Raw genomic sequence first — 19923 nt, forward strand, 5'->3', positions numbered from 1 at the left:
TCGCTAGCCCACAAAAAAGCCCCGCTGTCGGTTAACGATAGCGGGGCTTTTTTGTGGGCGATGGGTTTAGCTCATCATCCCTTTCACCAGGCGTTCCTGCTCGATCAGCTCGCGCTGACGGGCATCGATGCGCGAGGACAGAGGGAAGTTGTTGCCAGCGCGGCGCTTGGCAAAGTCCAACTGCTGAATGGCCTGCTGGAAATCACCCACCAGTGCGAAGTATTCGGCGCGAGCCTGATGCAGGCCGATGATGTTGCCGGACAAGCCGCGCGTTTCGGCGACTTGATACCATACGTCTGGATCGTCCGGGCGGGACTTGAGCAACCCGTCCAGCGCCTTCTCCGCATCAGCAGTGCGGTTCTGTTTAAGCAATAAGTCAACCCGCACCTGGTTCAGTGGATAGTTGCTGGGATATTGCGTGAGCATGCGGTCAGTGCGTTGCTGTGCATCCGGCATGCGATTGCTGGTGATATCCAGCTCGATCTGCGCCAGATTGTAGGTGATGTCGTTGGGCGCCTTGGCCAGCAGCGGCGCCAGGCTCTCCCGTGCTTCCTTGAGTTGGGTACCTTTGATCTGGGCGATGGCCAGGCCATATCGCGCCACGTCGTTTTTAGGGTTGTCGTCCAACTGGGCCTGGAAGCGCTTGGCGGCGAGACCTGGCGTGTCTTCGTACTTCAATTGCACCCGTGCGCGAATCAGTTGATAGCGCAAGCTGTCTTCCTTGCCGCCGGGTTTGGCCTGCTCGGCGCGGTTGCGGGTATCGGCGATCCGCGATTCCGTCACCGGGTGAGTCAGCAGGAATTCCGGTGGCTTGGCGTCGAAGCGGTATTGGCGCATCAGGCGTTCGAACATGGTGGGCATGGAGCGGGGGTCGTAACCGGCTTTCTCCAGGTTGAGGATGCCGATACGGTCAGCCTCTTGTTCGTTCTGCCGGGAGAACCGGCGCTGCTCCTGGATCGCTGCGGCTTGTGAGCCGGCAATCGCGGCGATACCCGCATCGCCGGCACCTGCGGCGGCGGCGATGATGCCGCCGAGCAGAGCAGCCATCATCGGTAGTTGCATGCGTGACTGTGCTTCCACGCCCCTGGCAAAGTGACGCTGGGACAAGTGAGCCAGTTCGTGGGCCAGTACCGACGCATATTCACCTTCGGTCTGCGCATTGAGAAACAAGCCGCCGTTGACCCCGACGATCCCACCGGGTGCGGCAAAGGCATTGAGCTGGGGGCTGTTGATCAGGATGAATTCCAGGCGCCGGTCGTTGACCTGGCTGGTCTCCACCAGTTTGTACACGCTGGTTTCAACGTAATCCTTGAGTTGCGGGTCATTGAGCTGCGAGACCTGACCGCGCAGGTAGGCCAGCCATGCGCGCCCCAGTTGGTATTCCTGTTGTGGCGAGACAATGGCAGAACTGGCGTCGCCAAGTGACGGCAGCTCGTCAGCGAAGGCCGGGGAGGCCAGCAGGCAGGCCAGCGTCAGCAGGGTAGGGCGCAAAAAAGTCATGCACAAAGCCTTTCGACAAAGAGCTTACTGTAGCCGGACACTGCGCTTCGGACCAGATATTCTAAGCAGCCCAAATGTTTGCCTGGAGTAACACCATGACCGACGCTGTAGCCTTTGACGCCGAACTCGATGCCAGCGGCCTCAACTGTCCGTTGCCCTTGCTCAAGGCCAAGCTGGAACTCAATCGTTTGGCCAGCGGCGCAGTGCTCAAGGTGACCGCCACGGATGCAGGCTCCCAGCGTGATTTCCGGACCTTTGCCAAGCTGGCCGGCCATACGCTGGTCAAGGAAGAAGAGGCTGCCGGTGTTTACCGTTATTGGTTGCGCAAGGCCTGACGACCTTGTCGACGCAAGATCAGGCCTTGCTCAGCGCCTGCGCTGCCGCTAAAACCGCATCTACATGCCCCGGCACTTTCACGCCGCGCCATTCCTGGCGCAGTACGCCATCTTTGTCGATCAGGAACGTGCTGCGATCCACGCCCAGGTATTCCTTGCCATACAGCTTCTTCAGCTTGATCACATCAAACAGCTGGCAAACCGCTTCATCTTTATCACTGATCAGCTCGAAGGGAAATTCCTGCTTGCCCTTGAAGTTTTCGTGGGACTTTACGCTGTCACGCGACACGCCGAAAACTTCGGTGTTGGCGGCCTTGAACGCTGCGTACTGGTCACGAAAACCCTGGCCTTCGGTGGTGCAGCCCGGGGTGCTGTCCTTCGGGTAAAAGTAGATCACCACTTGCTTGCCCTTGAGGGCTGCGAGGCTGAAGGTCTGGCCGCTGGTGGCCTGGGCTTCGAAATCGGCCACGGGTTTGTCGATGGCTACCGGCATGGAGTACTTCCTTACATTGGGTTCTGTGGGCGCCATGGCTCGATCAGTGCGTCGAGGTTCAGGGCATCGGCGAAATCCAGGAACTGGTCGCGCAACCAACTGATCTGTACGCCCGCCGGAAGGGTCACGGTGAATGTCGCGTTGAGCATGGTGCCGCCAGTTTGCGGGGCCTGGTAGGTGTCGCAGGTCAGGTTTTCCAGCTCGACGTTGTGGTCGATGAAGAACTGGCACAACTCGTTGACGATATCCGAACGGTAGGCCGAGCTGACATACGCTACGTAAGGCAGGGCCTGCGGGCGATTTTCCAGGGCGGCGCTGCGCACTACGTTGACGGTGAAATCGTGTTTCTTGGCCAGGCCCGGCAGGCCGGTTTCGAGGCGCGCCAAGGCGTCCCAGGAGCCGGAAATCTGCAAGACCAGCGCGCTGCACTCGCCGTGGCGGGTCAGGCGGGAGGTCACGACGGCGCAGCGGTTCTCATGGCTGGCGCGGCACAGGACGTTGGTCAGCTCCATGGGGTTGGCGCCGAGGGCACTGATAACAAGGAATTGTTCGCGAACTGTGGGGGTGGACATGCAGCCTTCCTAAAGCGATGAGCGGTCGATACCGTGTGGGCCGTATCGATCAAAGGATGAAGGGTAGCGAAAACCGTCGCCAAGGGCTAGGAGGTGGCGTTTTCATTGCGTGATCGGTCGACCTCAGGCGGTACTTTGGCCCAATGATGGCATCGCCCGACGTTTAGTTGGTCCAGAACGCGTCCTCACGCGGTACTTCGCTTGTACAAGCATCTTGGCGCCAGTACCATTACGGCTCTCTTTTTCCGGCAGGAGCGGTTGCATGATTGCGGGCAGTATGGTGGCACTGGTCACACCCATGGATGCACAAGGTCGTCTCGACTGGGACAGCCTGGGCAAACTGGTGGACTTCCACCTGCAAGAGGGCACCAACGCCATCGTGGCGGTCGGCACCACAGGTGAATCGGCCACTCTCGATGTGGAAGAACACATCCAGGTGATCGAGTTCGTGGTCAAGCGCGTCGCGGGCCGTATTGCCGTGATCGCGGGCACGGGCGCCAACTCGACGCGTGAAGCGATCGAGCTGACCAGGAATGCCAAGAAAGCCGGCGCCGACGCCTGTCTTCTGGTAACCCCGTACTACAACAAGCCGACCCAGGAAGGCCTGTACCAGCACTTCCGTACCATTGCCGAAGCCGTCGACATCCCGCAGATCCTCTATAACGTACCGGGTCGCACCGCGTGCGATATGAAGCCCGAGACCGTGATCCGCCTGTCCACCGTGCCGAACATCATCGGCATCAAGGAAGCTACCGGCGACCTGCAGCGCGCCAAGGACATCCTGGCCGGCGTGAGCAGCGACTTCCTGGTGTATTCCGGTGATGACGCCACGGCCGTCGAGCTGATCCTGCTGGGTGGCAAAGGCAACATCTCCGTGACCGCCAACGTGGCCCCGCGCGCCATGAGCGAAATGTGCGCCGCCGCCATCGCCGGCGACGCCGTGACTGCCCGTGGCATTCACGAGAAGCTGATGCCGCTCAACAAGACATTGTTTATCGAATCCAACCCTATTCCCGTGAAGTGGGCGCTGTTTGAGATGGGCCTGATGCCGGACGGTATCCGTCTGCCGCTCACCCGGCTCAGCGAAGCCTGTCACGAACCGCTGCGACAGGCCCTGCGCCAGTCCGGCGTCCTGGTTTAATTGAGGAAGCACTACGCATGAAGCGATTGGCCGGACTTTCCGCACTTGCCTTGATTATCTCCAGCACCAGTGGCTGCGGTTGGATTTGGGGCCCGGAAGGCTACTTCCGTGACCGCGGCAGCGATTACCTGGAAGCACAAGCAACCAAACCGATGCAATTGCCGCCGGATGTCAATGTCGCCAAGCGCCTTGACCCGTTGCTGCCGATCCCACGCAATGTTGCCGATGACACCGTCAAGGGTGAATACGTGGTGCCGCGCCCACAGCCAATTACGGCAGTGGCGGATGCCAGCGACTACAGCCTGCAGAAAAGCGGCGACAACCGCTGGATCGTGGCCCAGCGCCCACCTGCCGAAGTCTGGCCAGTGGCCGTGCAGTTCTTCCAGGACAACGGTTTCCGCCTCGACCAGCAACGCCCGCAGACCGGTGAGTTCACCACGGCGTGGCAGCAAGGCCGCGAACTGTCCGCCAACATGGCTCAGCGCCTGCAGGCTGGCGGTGTAGCCGCCGACAGCGAAGCCCGTGTGCGTGTGCGCATCGAGCCAGGCGTGCAGCGCAATACCAGTGAAGTCTATGTGGTCAGCGCCGAGCGTCCTGCCGGCAGCACAGCCAACGTCGATTTCACACCACGTTCGGTCAACACCGGCGTCGACGCCGCGCTGGTCGACGAGATGCTGGCTAGCATGAGCCGTATTTCCGAGAAGGGCGGTTCCGTTTCCCTGCTTGCCGCGCGTGATTACGATACGCCTAACCGCGTCAGCCTCACCGAAGATGGCAGCGGTAACGTGGTGCTGAACCTGGGTGAAGACCTCGACCGTGCCTGGGCCAGTGTCGGCCGCGCGTTGGAGCAGGGCCCTTGGCGCGTTGAAGACATCAACCGCAGCCTGGGCCTGTACTACATCAACGTGGCTGAAAAGGCCGAGAAGAAAGACGACGAGCCAGGTTTCTTCGGCAAATTGTTCGGCAGCACGCCGACCAAGGAAGAAGTCGAAACCCGTGCCGAGCGTTACCAGGTTCGTTTGAGCAAGGTTGGCGAGAGCGTACAAGTCACCGTCGAGAAGAACATCAACACCGTTGCGCCAGCTGAAACGGCGCGCAAAGTGTTGGGCGTGATTCAAGACAACCTGGGCTGATCCGATGCGTTTTGCCGTTCTCGGCAGCGGTAGCCAAGGGAACGGTACGCTGGTCGCCCATGACGACACATACGTGCTGGTGGATTGTGGTTTCTCCCTGCGGGAAACCGAGCGACGCCTGCTGCGCCTGGGGGTTCACCCCACGCAGTTGAGCGCGATTCTAGTGACCCACGAACATGCCGACCACGTGCATGGCGTGGGTTTGCTGTCTCGGCGCTACAATCTGCCGGTGTACTTGAGTCGCGGCACTCTGCGCGGGATGCGCAAACCCATTGAACCGGCAGGCTTCCTGGCGGGTGGCGAGCAACTGCAAATCGGTGCCTTGAGCATCGATGTCATTGCGGTCGCTCACGATGCCCAGGAGCCGACGCAATACGTATTCAGTGACGGCCAGCGGCGTTTCGGCGTGCTGACCGATCTGGGTTCCTATTGCGCCAAAGTGCTGGATGGTTACCGGAATCTCGATGCCTTGATGATCGAGTCCAACCACTGCCGAGACTTGCTGGCACGCGGTCATTACCCCTACTTTCTCAAGCAGCGGGTGGGCGGCGAGCTGGGGCATTTGAACAACCACCAGGCGGCGTACCTGGTGTATGAGTTGGGCTGGCAAGACCTGCAACACTTGGTCCTGGCCCACCTGAGCAGCAAGAACAACCTGCCGACGCTTGCCCGGCAATGTTTTGTCGACACCCTCGGGTGCGACCCGGACTGGCTGCAACTGGCCGATCAAGATTCAGGGCTCGACTGGCGACACATCGCCTAGCCCACCTTACTGAAAGCGGAGCCCATCATGGAAAAACGTGAAGAACTCTACCGCGGCAAAGCCAAGTCGGTATACAAGACCGACGACGCCAACCGCCTGATCCTGCTGTTTCGCAACGACACCTCGGCGTTCGACGGCAAGCGCATCGAACAGCTTGATCGCAAAGGTATGGTGAACAACAAGTTCAACGCCTTCATCATGCAGAAACTCGAAGCGGCCGGTATCCCGACCCAGTTCGACAAACTGCTGGGTGACAACGAATGCCTGGTCAAGAAGCTCGACATGATCCCGGTCGAATGCGTCGTGCGTAACTATGCCGCTGGTAGCCTGGTCAAGCGCCTGGGCGTGGAAGAGGGCCTCAAGCTCAACCCTTACACGTTCGAACTGTTCCTGAAGGACGACGCCAAGGGCGACCCGTTTATCAACGAATCCCACGTCGTGGCCTTCGGCTGGGGCACCGCTGAACAACTGGCGCGCATGAAGGAGTTGTCCCTCAAGGTCAACGACGTGCTGACCAAACTGTTCGACGACGCAGGTCTCTTGCTGGTGGACTTCAAGCTCGAATTCGGCGTGTTCCACGACGGTTCTATCGTCCTGGGTGACGAATTCAGCCCAGACGGCTGCCGCCTGTGGGACAAGGACACCAAGAAGAAGATGGACAAAGACCGCTTCCGCCAGGGCCTCGGTGATGTGATCGAAGCCTACGAAGAAGTCGCCAATCGTCTCGGCGTACCGCTGTAATCGACGCAAGCATCTGATAGCACGGAAAAAAATCTCATCAGAGCTTTGCTTCCACGAAACAGGCTGTTATGATGCGCGCCGTTGGAGAGATGCCAGAGTGGCCGAATGGGACGGATTCGAAATCCGTTGTACCTTCACCGGTACCTAGGGTTCGAATCCCTATCTCTCCGCCATTATTGAATACGCCTAAGCCCCTGAAATGGTCGAACATTTCAGGGGCTTAGGCGTTTATGGAGTTCTGACTTAAGGGCGCTTAGGGCAAAGCACCAATTTCTGAGATGCCTTTACAATCACTTTGAAAGGTCAGATAACCAGCGAGATGTGGGGGCCGAGTCCATCCACCAAAACTGCAACGGTGACTTGGCATTCCGCATACGCTTCAGCTTGCGTCATCAGATCCCTAATGACTTCACGAACTTGGGATTCTGCCTGATTGCGTTACCCTTCAATATATATTTCGGTCAGGGTTAGCGTACCGCTAAAAGCCGTTTCTAGATCATCAATTTTGCCCCATCCCGTTGTTTGCATATCGGCAATCTTACGTCGACCGCGGTCAGCCAAAGATCTGTCTGACTCCGAGTATGCTGTTACGGAGTAAGTCATCAAAAAGCTGCGTTTTACACTCATTTTCGCTCTCTCGGTTCGAGGGTGGCTTGTCTCATCAATTGATTTGAAAGATGTCGCCACGATGGCGACCCTATCGAGGCTAGTTCAGAGGATTGGCTACACACGCCTCATTCTGCGAATTCTCATTACTAAGCATTTCAAAAAAACTCGCTTGCCGTTATCCAGGCTCTTCAGTTTCCATCCAGGGCTGCGCTGGGTGAGGCAGGGCGCTAACCTTCCGCCGTCGCCCTCATGGCGGCCGGTTTTGACAGACTGATTTACAGGTGTACGACCTCCATACGATTACAGGCTTCTTGCGCTGTGACGTTGTTTTATGGCGGCTGTGCGTGGGGCATCTTCGGGTGCGCCGGGTCCTGTATACCGGTCTGTCAACCCGCGCATAGCTGCCACCTGTTCCTGTTTGACAGCAGGATGTGACAGCTGCCATTGCATACAGAAGCTACACAATGAACATGACCAACCTCGATTCAGATTCCGAGTTTCCTCCGCGCAAAATCTTCCACGTAGGCGCCGACGTCGGCACCGAAGAAGCCCTGGCCAACGCCTCCGAAATCCTCTCATCCGCACTCCAAACCGCCACCAGTGCGCCGAAGATCCCGACAGCACGCACTCACCCGTGATCATGGGCCTGGCGCAATTGATCGAGAATGCACAGGTGCTGGTGGACGCGGTGCTGGGGCGTAATTTCCCGGCGGATAAACCAGTCAAGTAATCACCTGCATCTGAAACTGAAAAAGCCTGCTGAACTTAATGCTCAGCAGGCTTTTTAGTCGATAAGGTGTCAGAGAAAATGACGGTTTGTGTAATTGCGCAGAGGTTGCAGGTCATGCATAACCGTACGCTTCGCATGGCTTAAGTGGCCAAAGCGTTCAGAACATGCACCGGGTCGTTATGAATGGCCTTCAACAATGCCTTTGCTGGCCCTGTTGGATCGCGACGGCCCTGCTCCCAATTGCGTAGCGTGCCGAGTTGAACGTCAATCAAGGCTGCGAATTTGGCCTGGGTCAGCCCTGTTGCTTTACGAATTTCTTTAACCTGCATCGCATCAACATGGAATTCGCGGGAAGGTTCACGTTCCCCGCGCAGGACTTCGTTCATTTCTTGAACGCTTTCCATCAGCTCATCAAAAAAATTGCTCATAGCTATCTCCAGTGCTCGATTGCAGCTTTCAACGATTTACGCTCGTCAGCGGAAAGGTCTTGCTGTTCATTTTTGGGGTAGATCATCAACAAAACAATCTGTGATGCCGAGACGAAGTGGTAGTAGATCACTCGTGCTCCGCCACGTTTGCCGTGGCCTCTGGCGGCAATCCGTATCTTACGAACGCCGCCTGTACCTTCGATGACATCACCGGCTGAAGGGTTCACGATCAGCATGCTCTGAAACGCGAGATAAGCATCGTCGTCGATAAGCTCTTTGACGCGACGGGTGAAGCCCGAAGTCTCGATGAAAATCATAGCTAATGTACGCCATTGGCTTAGTAGTCGCCAATGCTAAATCTGCGCAGGCCAACCTGCATCCGATGAGTTGTAACTACTTTTTTTCAAGCCTGGGTTCATTGATGTATCCGCTCGAGGTTCTCGGCCGAAGACGCCCACCGCCGCTTCAAATGAGTAAAATTTTCACATAGAAAAAGCCCCGTAGCTGAACAAGCTACGGGGCTTTTTCGTTTCTGTAGTTTTGGATTCAGCCAGGCTGCACCACCAAGCTATTACTCACATTCCTTCCCAACACCAGCACCGTCACAAACCCAGCCCCCACCAGCGCTGTAGCCAAACTCAACAACACAGCGCTACCCATCTGATCGACAATCCGCCCACCAAAGAACGAGCCCAGGGCGATAATTACCTGGAACAGCGCGACGAACAGTGGCATGCCACGCTCCACGTCCTTAGGTGCAACAACAAACATCCAGATACTCGCACAGGCCGGGAAGGCGCCGAAGGCGAAGCCCCAGAGTGCGATCAGCATCGAGGCGCCGGTCATGCCGGTGGCAAAGTAGGGGAACAGCGCGGTGCTGGTGCCGATCATCAGTGCAACCAGCAGCAGAGTGTGGCGCACGCTGCGGTTGGCGGCGAAACCGGCAAAGATATTACCGAATACTCCCGCTACGCCGAAGAGCAGCAAAAGCGAACCAATGGTTGGCCCGTCGAAGCCAGAGCTGTATTTGAAAAACGGCGCGACATAGGTGTACGCGGCAAAGTGCGCCAGGCCGATCAGCAGTACCGCGATCAAGCCAACTCGCGCTTGTGGGTTGATAAACAAGGCCGGTAGATCGCGGATCTGAATGGCCTTTTCCGGGTCAAGCCGCGGCAACAGGAAGACTTGTGCCAGCAGCACCGGTACGCCAACCAGCGCGGTGACCAGGAAGGTCATGCGCCAACCCATCAAACCGCTGAGCCAGGTGCCGACGGGAACGCCTAGTACGGTGGCCAGGGTCACGCCCATCATGATGATCGAGGTCGCCTTCGCTACGCCCACGCCCTTGGGTGCCAGGCGCCCGCTGAGGGCAATGGCCGTCGCCCAGAAGCCGCCGATACTGATACCCAGCAACACACGGCCCAACAGCAGCAGGCTGAAGTCGGTGGCAAAAGCCACGACCGAGTTGGCGATGATCATGATCAGCGTCAGGCCGATCAGCAGGTAGCGACGGTCCATGGCGCCAATGCCGACCGACAGCAGCGGCGCGGCGAGGGCGGCCATAATGCCGGGCAGGGTCACCATCAGGCCGGCGTGGCCGGCGCTGATGCCCAGATCGCTGGCGACGTCGTTGAGCACGCCTACCGGCAGGAACTCGCTGGTCACCAGGGCGAAGGCACCCACCGCGACCGAAAGGATTGCCAGCCACTGCTGTTTGACACTCTGTTGATTGTGTTCGGGGAGGCCGCTGGTGGGCTGGCTCGCACTTGACATGGTGTTGGGTTCCAGGGTGAACGTCGCCTGAAGCAAGGCGAAGGGGAGAATTTGGAGCCGATTATAGGAGCCGTTTTTGAAAATCTGGCACGCGCTCCGTTCGATAGTAATCATCAGTGCCATCGATGCGATGCTCTAGCACGCGTTTGATGAGTGAACCCACGTTGCCGATCGCGCCGTCACCTGCTTTTTGCAGGGCGTTGCTCATCTGCGACACTTGGCTGTCTGGCTGGGTCAGATGCTCAAAGGCCCTTTTATCGGTGCTTAGTTGTTTGTTTCCAGACCATGCCTGAGCTTTTTCAACAGCTCATCGATGTGGAATGGCTTGGTGATCAGGTCCATGCCTTCACCCAGGAAGTTCTGTCGGTTTGCCGCATTCTCGGCGTAGCCGGTCATGAACAGGATTGGCAGGTCGTTACGCAGGCTGCGTGCGAGGTCGGCCAGCTCGCGGCCTGTCATGTACGGCAGGCCGACATCGGTGAGCAGCAGGTTGATGGTCGGGTCGTTCTGCAGGATGGCGAGTGCTTCGTCGCCGTCCGCTGCAAGGCTGCAGCAGTAACCTGCGTCGATCAGCACCTCGGCCACAAAACTGCGCACCGAGGGCATGTCTTCCACAATCAGGATGTGTTCGCCATGACTCCTGCCTGGCGCCACCAATGTCTCGGTGGCAGCAGCGGCGGGGCCGGCAGCGGCGGGGAGCATGATGGTCACTTCCGTGCCTTGGCGGGTGACGCTGCGGATCTGCGCATCACCGCCAGATTGGCGGGCGAAACCGTAGATGGTCGACAGGCCCAGACCGGTGCCCTGGCCCACGGGCTTGGTGGTGAAAAACGGGTCGAACACCTTGTCGATCACGTCGTGCTCAATGCCTACGCCGTTGTCGCGTACTGACAGGGCGATGTAGGGGCCGTTTTCCAGCTTGAGGTTGCCATTGGAAAACGCCTGGTAGGTCGTGACCCAAACAATGCCGCCCTGGGGCAGAGCGTCCCTTGCGTTGATCACCAGGTTCAGCACCGCGCTTTCCAGTTGGATCGGGTCCACCATTGCCACGGCTGGGTTGTTGGTCAGCTCCAGTTTCAAGGCGATGTTTTCGCCGATAGTGCGCACCAGCAATTCTTCCAGGGAGCGAATATGCGCATTGATATCGATCGGTCGGGTGTCCAGCGGCTGCTGGCGGGCGAAGGCGAGCAAGCGGTTGGTCAGGCCGGCGGCGCTCAGGGCTGAACTGAGCGCTGCGTCGGCGTAACCCACGACCTTGTCGGTACGGCTGCTTTCGATGCGCTTCTTGATCAGTTCCAGGCTGGTGATGATCCCGGTCAGCAGGTTATTGAAGTCATGGGCAATGCCACCGGTCAGTTTGCCCAGGGCATCCATTTTCTGGGCCTGGAGCAGTTGCGCTTCTGTGCGCGCCAGCTGGCTTGCGGCATTGGCAAGTTCGGCCTGCTGATGGCGCTCGCGGTGGCGATGCTCGGTGACATCTTCGACAAACACCAGGCTCAGTTCGGCACGGCGATAGGGAGAAATCTGCCATTCGGTCTCGCGCAGTTGGCCGTCGACCTTCATCTGCAACGTGCCCTTCCAGCGTTCACCCGCGGTCAGGCGCAGGCACAGTTCGTGGATGACCGCGTGTTGGCCGTCTGCGAAGCATTCGAGCAGGGCATCCGGGTTGAGGTTGTCGTGCATCAGTTGGGCGAAGGCATGATTGCATTCGTGCACCTTCAGCTGCGCATCCATTACTGCAATCGGCGCGCTGATATTGAAGAAGATCTCTCGAAAGCGCGCCTCGCTTTCGCGCAGGGCGTATTCGGTGTCGCGCACACGCAGCAAAGTGCGCAGGGTCGCCAGCAACACATCGGGGTCAACAGGATGGATCAGGTAGGCGTCGGCGCCGGCGTTGAGGCCGGTGATGATGTCGCCGGTCTCGATCGATGCGGCCGAAACATGCACCACCGGCAGCAAGGCCGTGGCCGGATCGGTGCGCAAACGCCGCACGATATCAAAGCCGCTCATGTCCGGCAGGTTGACGTCCAGGATCAGTGCATCAATTCTTTCTTTCGCGATCAGGTCCAGTCCTTCCTGGCCTGTACCAGCTTCGAGCACCTTATAATCATGGCGCTCCAGGCGCCGACGCAGTGCATAGCGCGTGGCGGCGTTGTCGTCCACGATCAAGAGTTGAATGTCACGTTTCATTGACGTTCTCGCTGGCTATGGACAGAGGAATGATCACAAAGAACAGCGAGCCTACGCCGGGTGTGCTGTCCACTCCCACGCGACCGCCCAGCAGCTCGGCGAAACGCTTGCAAAGGGATAGGCCAAGGCCGGTGCCGCGCAGGCGTTTTTGCAGCGGAGAATCGATCTGGGAAAAGTCTTCGAACAGGTTTTTATGCAGCTCCCCCGGTATACCCAGGCCTGTGTCCTGAACTGCAAAGCGAATTTCGCGGTCATTTTCCATGCGCGCCGACACCCGCACTTCACCCTGCACAGTGAACTTCAAAGCATTGGAGATAAAGTTGCGCAGGATCTGCGCCAGCTTCTTGTCATCGGTATAAAGTTTGGGCAGGCCGGAAGGCTCTTCAAAAATCAGGTCGACGGACGACGCATCGACAATCGGCCGGAACATCCCGCGCAGAGCCGAGAACAGGTCGAACATATCGAACCAGGCCGGGGAGATGGTGATGCGCCCGGCTTCGATCTTGGCCAGGTCCAGCAGGTCGTCGACCATCTCGCGCAGTTCGCGGGCAGAGCTGCGAATGAAGCCGACCTGAGTGTGTTGTTCCGCGCTCAGCGGGCCGTCCAGCTCATCGGCCAGCAGGCTGGTGATGCTCAGGATCGAGCCCAGGGGGGTGCGGAACTCATGGCTCATATAGGACAGGAAGCGGCTTTTCAGGTCCGACGCCTGGCGCAGTTGGTCTGCTTGTGTGTCCAGCTCGGCGTATAGAGCCAGCACGCCCTGGTTGGTTTCATCCAATTCCGCACGCAGAGCGTCTGCTTCCTGGCGCAGGCGTTGGATTTCAGCGGTGAGCGAGGCAGTGGTGTCAGCCATCAATGGCCTCCAGGGCAATCACAAAGACGGTGACATCATCCCGGCCGCGACAAAAGTCGCGGTGCAGGATGGCGGCAATGAGGGCCGGATGGCGATGGACGAGCCCCGGATAATCCGCAAGGTTCCAGCGCGACTGCAGGCCATCGCTGTAGAGGATCAACAACTGGCCGGCTACTTGAGCGTAGTCGAAGGGTTGTGCCTTGCGGAACTGCACGCCGACGATCCCCGGATGGGACGCCAGGCCGCGCGACTTGCCCGGCCCGATCAGGCTGGCGCCGATATTGCCGACCCCGGTAAACCTCAGGTTGTCGCTCTGGGCATCGTATTGGGCCACGGCCATGGCGCCGCCTCGGGTGCCGTTCATGCCTATGTGCATGTCGCTCATCAGCACCGTCGAATCCATAAAGGCATACCGCGCAAACACTTCTTCCCCAGCCCTGGCCGCGCGCTCTGCATGCTCGCCATGGCCAAGGCCGTCGGCCATCATCACGCTGAAGCGGCCGGGTTCGATTGCCAGGTGCCAGGCATCGCCGCAGTGTGGATCATCATGCAGCGAATGCTGGCTGACTCCGTAGCGAATGTCTTCCGTCGTCGAGCCGCGTGGGTACAACCTGGCCATGATTGCCGTGCCGCGCTGATCGGCATGCGCATCGAACACCTGGGCCAGCCGTGAGATGGCCCCCAGGCCGATACCCTGGGTGCCACCGGTGGAAAAACCATCCACCAGGCAGCTGTTCAAGTCAAAGCCTTGCCCACGGTCCATGGCGATCAGTTCGACGCCTCCGTTACCCGTGGCGCGCAGGTGCAGTGCGCCATGGTCGGCGTGCTTGAGGACATTGCTGGCCAGTTCAGTCGTCACCAGGGCTACGCGCCCCGCGTCGGTCTCATCGAACCCCAACTGCTCGGCGAAACGCTGTGCCACACGACGGGCATGGCCGATCTGGCTGGAGTCCTCAATCAACAACACGTGGGTGAGGGCGCTGGGAATATTCAGGCCCATCGGGTGATCGTCACGCGGGTACCCTTGCCTGGCGCGGTGTCCAGTTCAAATTCATCCACCAGGCGCTTGGCCCCGGTAAGCCCCAGGCCCAACCCGCTGCCGGATGTCCAGCCGTCGGTCATCGCCAGCTTCAGGTCAGGAATGCCCGGCCCTTCATCGCGAAACGTCAGGCGTATTCCAGTGCGGTGGTCTTTCTCAAGCACCGCCCAGTCCATATGACCACCACCGCCATAGACCACGGTGTTACGCGCCAATTCACTGACCGCCGTAACCAGCTTGGTCAGGTCGATCAGGCGCATGCCGCACTCCTGGGCCAGTTTGCGGACCAATTGTCGAGCCAGCACGACGTCCTGTTCGATCAGCACCGGGTGGGTGCCATTGCTGGCTTGGGTCATAACTGTTCTACCCGGTCACGCAGCAGTTTCATTCCGCGCTCCACATTCAGTGCGGTGGCGACGCCAGGCAGGGTCATGCCCAGTTCCACCAGGGTAATGGCCACGGCCGGTTGCATGCCCACCAGGACGGTCTGTGCATCCATGATGCGGGACAGGCCCGAGATGGTGCCGATCATACGGCCGATGAACGAGTCGACCATGTCCAGCGCCGAGATATCGATGAGGACGCCACGGGCCGAGGTACGGCTGATACGCTCGGACAGATCGTCCTGCAAGGTCAGCGCAAGTTGGTCGTGCATGTCCACCTGGATGGTCACGAGCAAGAATTCGCCCATCTGCAAAATAGGGATGCGTTCCATGCTCAGACGGCCTTGGTGATGGTGACGCCAAGGCGTTTGAGGGAGAGGGCCAGGGCGTCGGCAAGGTTGGCCTTGGTGACCACGCCTTGCAGGTCGAGGCCCAGGTGCACGATGGTCTGGGCGATCTGCGGGCGCACGCCGCTGATGATGCAATCGGCACCCATCAGGCGAATGGCTGTGACGGTTTTGAGCAGGTGTTGGGCGACCAGGGTGTCGACGGTCGGCACGCCGGTGATGTCGATAATGGCAATTTCAGCGCCGGTGTCGACGATGCGCTGCAGCAGCGATTCCATCACCACTTGGGTGCGTTGCGAGTCCAGGGTGCCGATCATCGGCAGGGCCAGTACGCCATCCCACAGCTTGACCACCGGCGTCGACAGCTCCAGCAATTCTTCCTGCTGGCGCTTGATCACCGACTCGCGGGACTTCTGGAAAGTGCGGATGGTGTGCATGCCCAGTGCGTCGAGCAGTTCGGAGATCTTCAGCAATTGTTCGGCAAGCTGCGCCGGTTGCTCGGCATACACACGCTGCAGCAGAGCGAACAGCGGGCCCTTGAGGGCAAAGATGAAGCTGGCGGTCTGTTGCGAGTCTTGGCCGGCGAGCGCGCGGCTGTGGGACAGTTTTTCCAGGAATACGCGGGTCTCTGCCCAGTTTTCATGGTCGGTGTTCTGCGAACCACCTTGTTGCAGGGCTGTCGCCAGCAGATTCAGGAACTCTCGAGTTTGCTGTTTGACGTCGTCGCCTTTGATGTTGCGCGTCGCCCCCGAGGTATCGAGGCTGGCATTCCATTCGTCAAGGAGGGCGCTGCGATTGTCTTGCAGTGCCTGAATAGTGTTCGTTTGCAGAGTTGCCACGGGGTAACCTCCTTGAATGCCTGGGATGAACTGCACGCAATTTATACTAACTTGAAGCATTTTGAATTGTTTTGCGGGATTTCCTACGGAAATTGAGCCCCTCCCGCAGCGCTGCACGCGTCAATCCATGGGGATCAGTCCTCGCGCAGATGAAACAGTTCCGTATATTTTTGCCACCGTAAAGCACGCCTGGATCGACAGCGTTTCGCGCAGGCTTCGCAGTAGCTGAGATTGCGTGGCCGATGACGGCTAATAAGCCACTGATAGTCATGGCCTCATAGGTGCAGCAAGGTTATTACAGCAAACCGGCCCCCCACACGTGGCGTCCCACTGGCTCCCATACGATAATGCCGATCATCCCGACCACTCTGGCTTGCCTCCCGTGATCATCAACTTCGACCTCAACGACCTCCAGGCCTTCCGCGCCGTGGTAGACAAGGGCAGTTTCCGTGGCGCCGCCGAGGCAATCCGAATCTCGCAACCGGCCCTCAGCCGGCGTATCGAAAAACTCGAATCCGCCCTCGACGTAAAGCTATTCGAGCGCACCACGCGGCGTGTCAGCCTGACCATGGTCGGCCGCGCGTTCCTGCCCCAGGTGGAACGTATGCTCGACGACCTCGATATCGCCTTGATGGGCATCAGTAACGTCGCGTCCACGCGCATGGGCAACGTCACCATCGCCTGTGTGCCGTCCACTGCGTACTACTTCATGCCCCACGTGATTTCCGAATTCCACAAGCTGTACCCGAAGATTCGCCTGCGGGTGCTGGATGCCAGCGCCGGTGAAGTGTGCAATGCGGTGGAGAGTGGCGAGGCGGATTTTGGCGTGAGTTTCAGCGGCAGCCTGGCGGACGAGGTCGAGTTTGAATTGTTGTTGCAGGAGCGCTATGTGCTGGCCTGCCGTCGTGATCATCCGTTGGCCGAGCGCGAGAGTGTGAGCTGGGCCGAGGCTTATGAGCACGACTACATCACTGTGGACAAAACCTCGGGTAACCGTTTCCTGCTCGACCAGGCGTTGCGGGGCGTTCGGGTGAAAAAGCCGAGTATCTGCGAGACCCATCACGTGACCACGATGATCGGGCTGGTGGAGGCGGGTTTAGGTGTGGCGATGGTTCCGTCAATTGCGATGCCGGCGGGCGATCACCCGATCCTGATGAGTGTGCCCTTGGTGGAGCCGCAAGTGATGCGCAATGTGGGCTTGATCAAGCGCCGCGGGCGGACGTTGCCACCGGCGGCGCTGGAGTTGGAGCGATTGGTGCGGGAAATGCCGTTTCGCTCAGCGTGATACCGAGTCCAGGCCGGTGGATTGCACCACCGGTTGGGCCTGGGGCGAGGCCATGAACTGCAATAGCGCCTTGGCCTCTTGCGGGTGTTTGGCGTTTACCGGAACGCCTGCCGCAAAGCGGGTAACGGACTGCACATCTTCCGGGATCTTGCCGACATACGTCACGCCCTTCACCGGCAGCAATTCTGCCACCTGCTGCAAGCCGACTTCGTAATCCCCCTTGGCGACCTGTTCGGCCACCGGGATGCGTTCGATCATGGTGCCTTTGGCCGGCATGCCGAGTTTCTTGAACAGCTCTTTCTCGACATAAACACCGCTGGCGCTGTCCGAGTACGCCACGGATTTGGCCTTGCTCAGCACCGCCTTGAGTTCGGCATCAGTACCGATCGCAGGTTTGGCCGCGCCGTCCTTCACCACCAGGCCGATTCTCGAATCCGCCAGCTCGACCCGGGATGCGGGGTCGACCTTGCCCTGCTTGATCAACTCATCCAGGGCATAGCCGACCATGATCACCACATCAGCCTGTTCACCACGGGCCAGGCGGTTGGGAATCGCTTCCGGCGCCTTGCCCATCGACGGCCCCAGGATCGTGTCGAGGGTGTCGCCGCTTTGCCGGGCATATTGCGGGCCGAGCAACTTATACGCGGCGGTGAAACCTCCAGAGGTCATTACCTTGAGCTCTTCGGCCTGGGCCGCCAGCGCCAGGGCGCCGAGGGTCAGTGCCGTCAACGTCTTGAGCAATGGCTTCATCACGCCGCCTCCTGCATCACCTGGCCACGGGTGTTGGCGCGGCGATACAGCGCCAGGGTCGAGCACAGGGCGCACAGCGCGGCAAACATCATCCAGTAGGCCGGCGAAGCCTTGTCTTCGGTAATGTGAATAAACCAGGTGGAGATCGCCGGGGTGAAGCCACCGAAGATCGCCGTCGCCAGGCTATAGGCGAGGGAGAAACCCGCCACGCGCACTTCTACCGGCATGATTTCGGTGAGTGCCGGGATCATCGCGCCGTTGTACATGCCGTAGAGGAAGGAGAACCACAGCAGGGTTTCCAGCATATGGCCGAAGCTCGGCGCGTTCACCACGTAGGACAACGCTGGATAAGCGGTCAGAACGGTCAGCACCGTCATGGCGATCAACACCGGTTTGCGGCCAAAACGGTCGCTCAGGGTGCCACCGATCGGCAGCCAGACAAAGTTCGAAACGGCCACCAGCAAGGTCACCAGCAGAGCATCGGACGTGCTCAATTGCAGTACGGTCTTGCCGAAGGTCGGGGCGTATACAGTGATCAAATAGAACGCTGTGGTCGTCATGGCCACCATCAGCATGCCGCCGATCACGACGGTCCAGTTTTTCACCAGCGTCGCCAGCACTTCGCGCATCGTCGGGCGATGTTTACGGTTGGCGAACTCTTCGGTTTCCTGCAGGTTGCGACGCAGCACGAAGATAAACGGAATGATTACGCACCCGACGGCGAAGGGAATACGCCAGCCCCAGTCAGCTACCACCGCCGGTTCCATCCACACGTTCAGGCCATAGCCGAGTGCGGCGGCGACCACGATGGAGATCTGTTGGCTGCCCGACTGCCAACTGGTGTAGAACCCCTTGCGGCCCGGAGTGGCCATTTCGGACAGGTAAACTGACACACCGCCCAGTTCCGCACCGGCCGAGAAGCCTTGCAGCAAGCGACCCAGCAGCACCAGCAATGGCGCCCACAGGCCAATAGTCTGATAACCCGGTACCAACACGATCAGCAGCGTACCGCTGGCCATGATCGACAAGGTCACGATCAAGCCTTTGCGGCGACCGACATCGTCAATGTAGGCACCCAAAATGATTGCGCCCAGTGGCCGCATCAGGAAGCCCGCACCGAACACGGCGAAGGTCATCATTAATGACGCAAACTCATTAGCGGCGGGGAAGAACGCGGCAGCGATATAGGTGGCGTAGAAACCGAACAGGAAGAAGTCGAACTGTTCGAGGAAATTGCCCGAAGTGACGCGGAAAACCGCACCGATTTTCGAGCGGGCAGAGTCGGGCCGGGAAGGGCTAGTCATGGTTTTGTGTCTCCAGCGTTCTTTTTAAAGTGCTTGTTTCGCCTAAGACTTGGGATAGTGGCTGACACATTTAGAAATGATAAGTGACAAATTTGGATGGATTGATGTGCATTGGCTATCAATCGGTGCTTCCGTCAAAAGCCCTGCCTTGATCTATGCTTGAGCATGTGTCCAATTCTTACGGATGGGAGGTGGCTATGGGGAACGAGCAGAAGCAGCACGACGAGTCGGAACGTGAAGAGCCTCGGCAACAACGTGAGGAAGAAAAACCGCAAACCTGGAAGCATCCTGATGATGGGACAGAGCTTTCAGAACGGGATCAGGAACGCCCGCTGAAACCCTGAGTATCAGGACAAACGCGGTCAAATTGTGGGAGCCTATCCGAAAAAGCTGGGCAAACGCCTGCGCCAGAGACCTGGAGACCCATCACACTAGCAACGAGGTCGGAAACCCGGAAGCCAGCACCAGGTAAGCCACTACCGCCGCCAGGCATAGACCGACAAAAACCCGCAACAATGTCCTGGCGGTAGGGTGGACGATGTATTTGATGGCCCAGAACAAAACCCCGCTGAGCAGCAGGCTTAGGGCGAAAATGACCAGCACAATGGTGTACCTGTAACCTTCAAGAGCTGATTTATAGTCCCAAAGCCGCTGGATGAACAGTGCGCACATAGACGCAGCCCTGCGGCCTTTCTAAACTGCCGCTTGTCTTGGG

Annotated in this window: 23 protein-coding genes and 1 tRNA gene; 8 read left to right on the forward strand and 16 right to left on the reverse strand. The window is 59.0% G+C overall.

Annotation, left to right across the window (positions count from 1 at the left end; translation table 11 throughout):
• Positions 1-66 precede the first annotated feature (66 nt).
• Positions 67-1500, reverse strand: a complete 1434-nt coding sequence (locus FRT59_RS03875; protein WP_034118619.1) for a M48 family metalloprotease — start codon at positions 1498-1500, stop codon at positions 67-69.
• A 95-nt stretch (positions 1501-1595) separates the two neighbouring features.
• Between FRT59_RS03875 and FRT59_RS03880 the strand changes: the two genes are divergently transcribed.
• Complete coding sequence (locus FRT59_RS03880; protein WP_153837690.1) at positions 1596-1835, forward strand: sulfurtransferase TusA family protein; 240 nt, start codon at positions 1596-1598, stop codon at positions 1833-1835.
• Between the two features lie 19 nt (positions 1836-1854).
• On the opposite strand, the gene FRT59_RS03885 is transcribed toward FRT59_RS03880, so the two are convergent.
• Together FRT59_RS03885 and FRT59_RS03890 are read right to left on the reverse strand one after the other, a co-directional pair.
• A complete protein-coding gene (locus tag FRT59_RS03885; RefSeq protein ID WP_153837691.1) occupies positions 1855-2328 on the reverse strand; it encodes a peroxiredoxin in 474 nt (157 codons plus the stop codon).
• A gap of 11 nt (positions 2329-2339) precedes the next feature.
• Positions 2340-2900 (reverse strand): glycine cleavage system transcriptional repressor, encoded by a 561-nt coding sequence (locus tag FRT59_RS03890; protein WP_003189463.1) that lies wholly within the window; start codon positions 2898-2900, stop codon positions 2340-2342.
• Positions 2901-3162: 262 nt separating this feature from the next.
• On the opposite strand from FRT59_RS03890, the gene dapA reads away from it, so the two are divergent.
• From dapA to FRT59_RS27110, 6 genes are all read left to right on the forward strand, one after another.
• Complete coding sequence (gene dapA, locus FRT59_RS03895; protein ID WP_153870436.1) at positions 3163-4041, forward strand: 4-hydroxy-tetrahydrodipicolinate synthase; 879 nt, start codon at positions 3163-3165, stop codon at positions 4039-4041.
• A 17-nt stretch (positions 4042-4058) separates the two neighbouring features.
• On the forward strand, positions 4059-5174 hold the full coding sequence (gene bamC / locus FRT59_RS03900; protein ID WP_153870437.1) for an outer membrane protein assembly factor BamC: 1116 nt from the start codon (positions 4059-4061) through the stop codon (positions 5172-5174).
• A 4-nt stretch (positions 5175-5178) separates the two neighbouring features.
• Positions 5179-5937 (forward strand): MBL fold metallo-hydrolase, encoded by a 759-nt coding sequence (locus FRT59_RS03905; RefSeq protein WP_153837692.1) that lies wholly within the window; start codon positions 5179-5181, stop codon positions 5935-5937.
• Between the two features lie 27 nt (positions 5938-5964).
• A complete protein-coding gene (purC, locus tag FRT59_RS03910) occupies positions 5965-6678 on the forward strand; it encodes a phosphoribosylaminoimidazolesuccinocarboxamide synthase (RefSeq protein ID WP_005786030.1) in 714 nt (237 codons plus the stop codon).
• 83 nt (positions 6679-6761) lie between these two features.
• Positions 6762-6851, forward strand: a tRNA-Ser gene (locus tag FRT59_RS03915).
• Positions 6852-7751: 900 nt separating this feature from the next.
• Positions 7752-7925, forward strand: coding sequence for a hypothetical protein (locus tag FRT59_RS27110; protein WP_233094148.1), 174 nt, complete (start codon positions 7752-7754; stop codon positions 7923-7925).
• Positions 7926-8157: 232 nt separating this feature from the next.
• On the opposite strand, the gene nadS is transcribed toward FRT59_RS27110, so the two are convergent.
• From nadS to FRT59_RS03970, 10 genes are all read right to left on the reverse strand, one after another.
• On the reverse strand, positions 8158-8445 hold the full coding sequence (gene nadS, locus FRT59_RS03925) for a NadS family protein (protein ID WP_153870438.1): 288 nt from the start codon (positions 8443-8445) through the stop codon (positions 8158-8160).
• A 2-nt stretch (positions 8446-8447) separates the two neighbouring features.
• Positions 8448-8762, reverse strand: coding sequence for a type II toxin-antitoxin system RelE/ParE family toxin (locus FRT59_RS03930; RefSeq protein WP_034118627.1), 315 nt, complete (start codon positions 8760-8762; stop codon positions 8448-8450).
• Between the two features lie 229 nt (positions 8763-8991).
• A complete protein-coding gene (locus FRT59_RS03935) occupies positions 8992-10218 on the reverse strand; it encodes an MFS transporter (RefSeq protein ID WP_153870439.1) in 1227 nt (408 codons plus the stop codon).
• A gap of 61 nt (positions 10219-10279) precedes the next feature.
• Complete coding sequence (locus tag FRT59_RS03940) at positions 10280-10426, reverse strand: hypothetical protein (RefSeq protein WP_153870440.1); 147 nt, start codon at positions 10424-10426, stop codon at positions 10280-10282.
• 56 nt (positions 10427-10482) lie between these two features.
• Complete coding sequence (locus FRT59_RS03945; protein WP_153870441.1) at positions 10483-12408, reverse strand: response regulator; 1926 nt, start codon at positions 12406-12408, stop codon at positions 10483-10485.
• Positions 12398-13261 (reverse strand): sensor histidine kinase, encoded by an 864-nt coding sequence (locus FRT59_RS03950; RefSeq protein ID WP_153870442.1) that lies wholly within the window; start codon positions 13259-13261, stop codon positions 12398-12400. The genes FRT59_RS03945 and FRT59_RS03950 overlap by 11 nt, the downstream gene beginning before the upstream one ends.
• Positions 13254-14261 carry an ATP-binding protein gene (locus tag FRT59_RS03955; RefSeq protein ID WP_198809582.1) on the reverse strand — a complete coding sequence of 336 codons (1008 nt, stop codon included), beginning with the start codon at positions 14259-14261 and terminating at the stop codon, positions 13254-13256. The genes FRT59_RS03950 and FRT59_RS03955 overlap by 8 nt, the downstream gene beginning before the upstream one ends.
• Positions 14252-14656, reverse strand: coding sequence for an ATP-binding protein (locus tag FRT59_RS03960; protein WP_153870443.1), 405 nt, complete (start codon positions 14654-14656; stop codon positions 14252-14254). The genes FRT59_RS03955 and FRT59_RS03960 overlap by 10 nt, the downstream gene beginning before the upstream one ends.
• Positions 14653-15015, reverse strand: coding sequence for an STAS domain-containing protein (locus tag FRT59_RS03965; RefSeq protein WP_153870444.1), 363 nt, complete (start codon positions 15013-15015; stop codon positions 14653-14655). The genes FRT59_RS03960 and FRT59_RS03965 overlap by 4 nt, the downstream gene beginning before the upstream one ends.
• A 2-nt stretch (positions 15016-15017) precedes the next feature.
• Positions 15018-15869: an STAS domain-containing protein gene (locus FRT59_RS03970; protein WP_198809583.1), complete on the reverse strand. Its 852-nt coding sequence runs from the start codon at positions 15867-15869 to the stop codon at positions 15018-15020.
• 382 nt (positions 15870-16251) lie between these two features.
• Here FRT59_RS03970 and FRT59_RS03975 point away from each other — a divergent pair, with 382 nt between their 5' ends.
• Entirely contained in the window at positions 16252-17154 is a 903-nt protein-coding gene (locus FRT59_RS03975) for a LysR family transcriptional regulator (RefSeq protein ID WP_034118629.1), read from the forward strand.
• On the opposite strand, the gene FRT59_RS03980 is transcribed toward FRT59_RS03975, so the two are convergent.
• The 3 genes from FRT59_RS03980 to FRT59_RS03990 all read right to left on the reverse strand — a co-directional run bounded on the left by FRT59_RS03980 (position 17146) and on the right by FRT59_RS03990 (position 19811).
• Positions 17146-17904: a substrate-binding domain-containing protein gene (locus tag FRT59_RS03980; protein WP_153870447.1), complete on the reverse strand. Its 759-nt coding sequence runs from the start codon at positions 17902-17904 to the stop codon at positions 17146-17148. The genes FRT59_RS03975 and FRT59_RS03980 overlap by 9 nt on opposite strands.
• On the reverse strand, positions 17904-19208 hold the full coding sequence (gene tcuC / locus FRT59_RS03985) for an MFS transporter (RefSeq protein ID WP_153870448.1): 1305 nt from the start codon (positions 19206-19208) through the stop codon (positions 17904-17906). Before tcuC ends, FRT59_RS03980 begins: the two co-directional genes overlap by 1 nt.
• 426 nt (positions 19209-19634) lie before the next feature.
• The gene (locus tag FRT59_RS03990) at positions 19635-19811 is read right to left on the reverse strand and encodes a hypothetical protein (protein WP_198809584.1); all 177 of its coding nucleotides are present in this window, start codon (positions 19809-19811) and stop codon (positions 19635-19637) included.
• Positions 19812-19923: the final 112 nt, after the last annotated feature.

The sequence above is a fragment of the Pseudomonas haemolytica genome, from assembly GCF_009659625.1.
GTDB classification, from domain to species: domain Bacteria; phylum Pseudomonadota; class Gammaproteobacteria; order Pseudomonadales; family Pseudomonadaceae; genus Aquipseudomonas; species Aquipseudomonas haemolytica.

What these genes read in the sequence shown, in the direction of transcription:
- FRT59_RS03875 (WP_034118619.1), bottom strand. Translation starts at nt 1,500, where the DNA reads ATGACTTTTTTGCGCCCTACCCTGCTGACGCTGGCCTGCCTGCTGGCC.
- FRT59_RS03880 (WP_153837690.1), top strand. Translation starts at nt 1,596, where the DNA reads ATGACCGACGCTGTAGCCTTTGACGCCGAACTCGATGCCAGCGGCCTC.
- FRT59_RS03885 (WP_153837691.1), bottom strand. Translation starts at nt 2,328, where the DNA reads ATGCCGGTAGCCATCGACAAACCCGTGGCCGATTTCGAAGCCCAGGCC.
- FRT59_RS03890 (WP_003189463.1), bottom strand. Translation starts at nt 2,900, where the DNA reads ATGTCCACCCCCACAGTTCGCGAACAATTCCTTGTTATCAGTGCCCTC.
- dapA (WP_153870436.1), top strand. Translation starts at nt 3,163, where the DNA reads ATGATTGCGGGCAGTATGGTGGCACTGGTCACACCCATGGATGCACAA.
- bamC (WP_153870437.1), top strand. Translation starts at nt 4,059, where the DNA reads ATGAAGCGATTGGCCGGACTTTCCGCACTTGCCTTGATTATCTCCAGC.
- FRT59_RS03905 (WP_153837692.1), top strand. Translation starts at nt 5,179, where the DNA reads ATGCGTTTTGCCGTTCTCGGCAGCGGTAGCCAAGGGAACGGTACGCTG.
- purC (WP_005786030.1), top strand. Translation starts at nt 5,965, where the DNA reads ATGGAAAAACGTGAAGAACTCTACCGCGGCAAAGCCAAGTCGGTATAC.
- FRT59_RS27110 (WP_233094148.1), top strand. Translation starts at nt 7,752, where the DNA reads ATGAACATGACCAACCTCGATTCAGATTCCGAGTTTCCTCCGCGCAAA.
- nadS (WP_153870438.1), bottom strand. Translation starts at nt 8,445, where the DNA reads ATGAGCAATTTTTTTGATGAGCTGATGGAAAGCGTTCAAGAAATGAAC.
- FRT59_RS03930 (WP_034118627.1), bottom strand. Translation starts at nt 8,762, where the DNA reads ATGATTTTCATCGAGACTTCGGGCTTCACCCGTCGCGTCAAAGAGCTT.
- FRT59_RS03935 (WP_153870439.1), bottom strand. Translation starts at nt 10,218, where the DNA reads ATGTCAAGTGCGAGCCAGCCCACCAGCGGCCTCCCCGAACACAATCAA.
- FRT59_RS03940 (WP_153870440.1), bottom strand. Translation starts at nt 10,426, where the DNA reads ATGAGCAACGCCCTGCAAAAAGCAGGTGACGGCGCGATCGGCAACGTG.
- FRT59_RS03945 (WP_153870441.1), bottom strand. Translation starts at nt 12,408, where the DNA reads ATGAAACGTGACATTCAACTCTTGATCGTGGACGACAACGCCGCCACG.
- FRT59_RS03950 (WP_153870442.1), bottom strand. Translation starts at nt 13,261, where the DNA reads ATGGCTGACACCACTGCCTCGCTCACCGCTGAAATCCAACGCCTGCGC.
- FRT59_RS03955 (WP_198809582.1), bottom strand. Translation starts at nt 14,261, where the DNA reads ATGGGCCTGAATATTCCCAGCGCCCTCACCCACGTGTTGTTGATTGAG.
- FRT59_RS03960 (WP_153870443.1), bottom strand. Translation starts at nt 14,656, where the DNA reads ATGACCCAAGCCAGCAATGGCACCCACCCGGTGCTGATCGAACAGGAC.
- FRT59_RS03965 (WP_153870444.1), bottom strand. Translation starts at nt 15,015, where the DNA reads ATGGAACGCATCCCTATTTTGCAGATGGGCGAATTCTTGCTCGTGACC.
- FRT59_RS03980 (WP_153870447.1), bottom strand. Translation starts at nt 17,904, where the DNA reads ATGAAGCCATTGCTCAAGACGTTGACGGCACTGACCCTCGGCGCCCTG.
- tcuC (WP_153870448.1), bottom strand. Translation starts at nt 19,208, where the DNA reads ATGACTAGCCCTTCCCGGCCCGACTCTGCCCGCTCGAAAATCGGTGCG.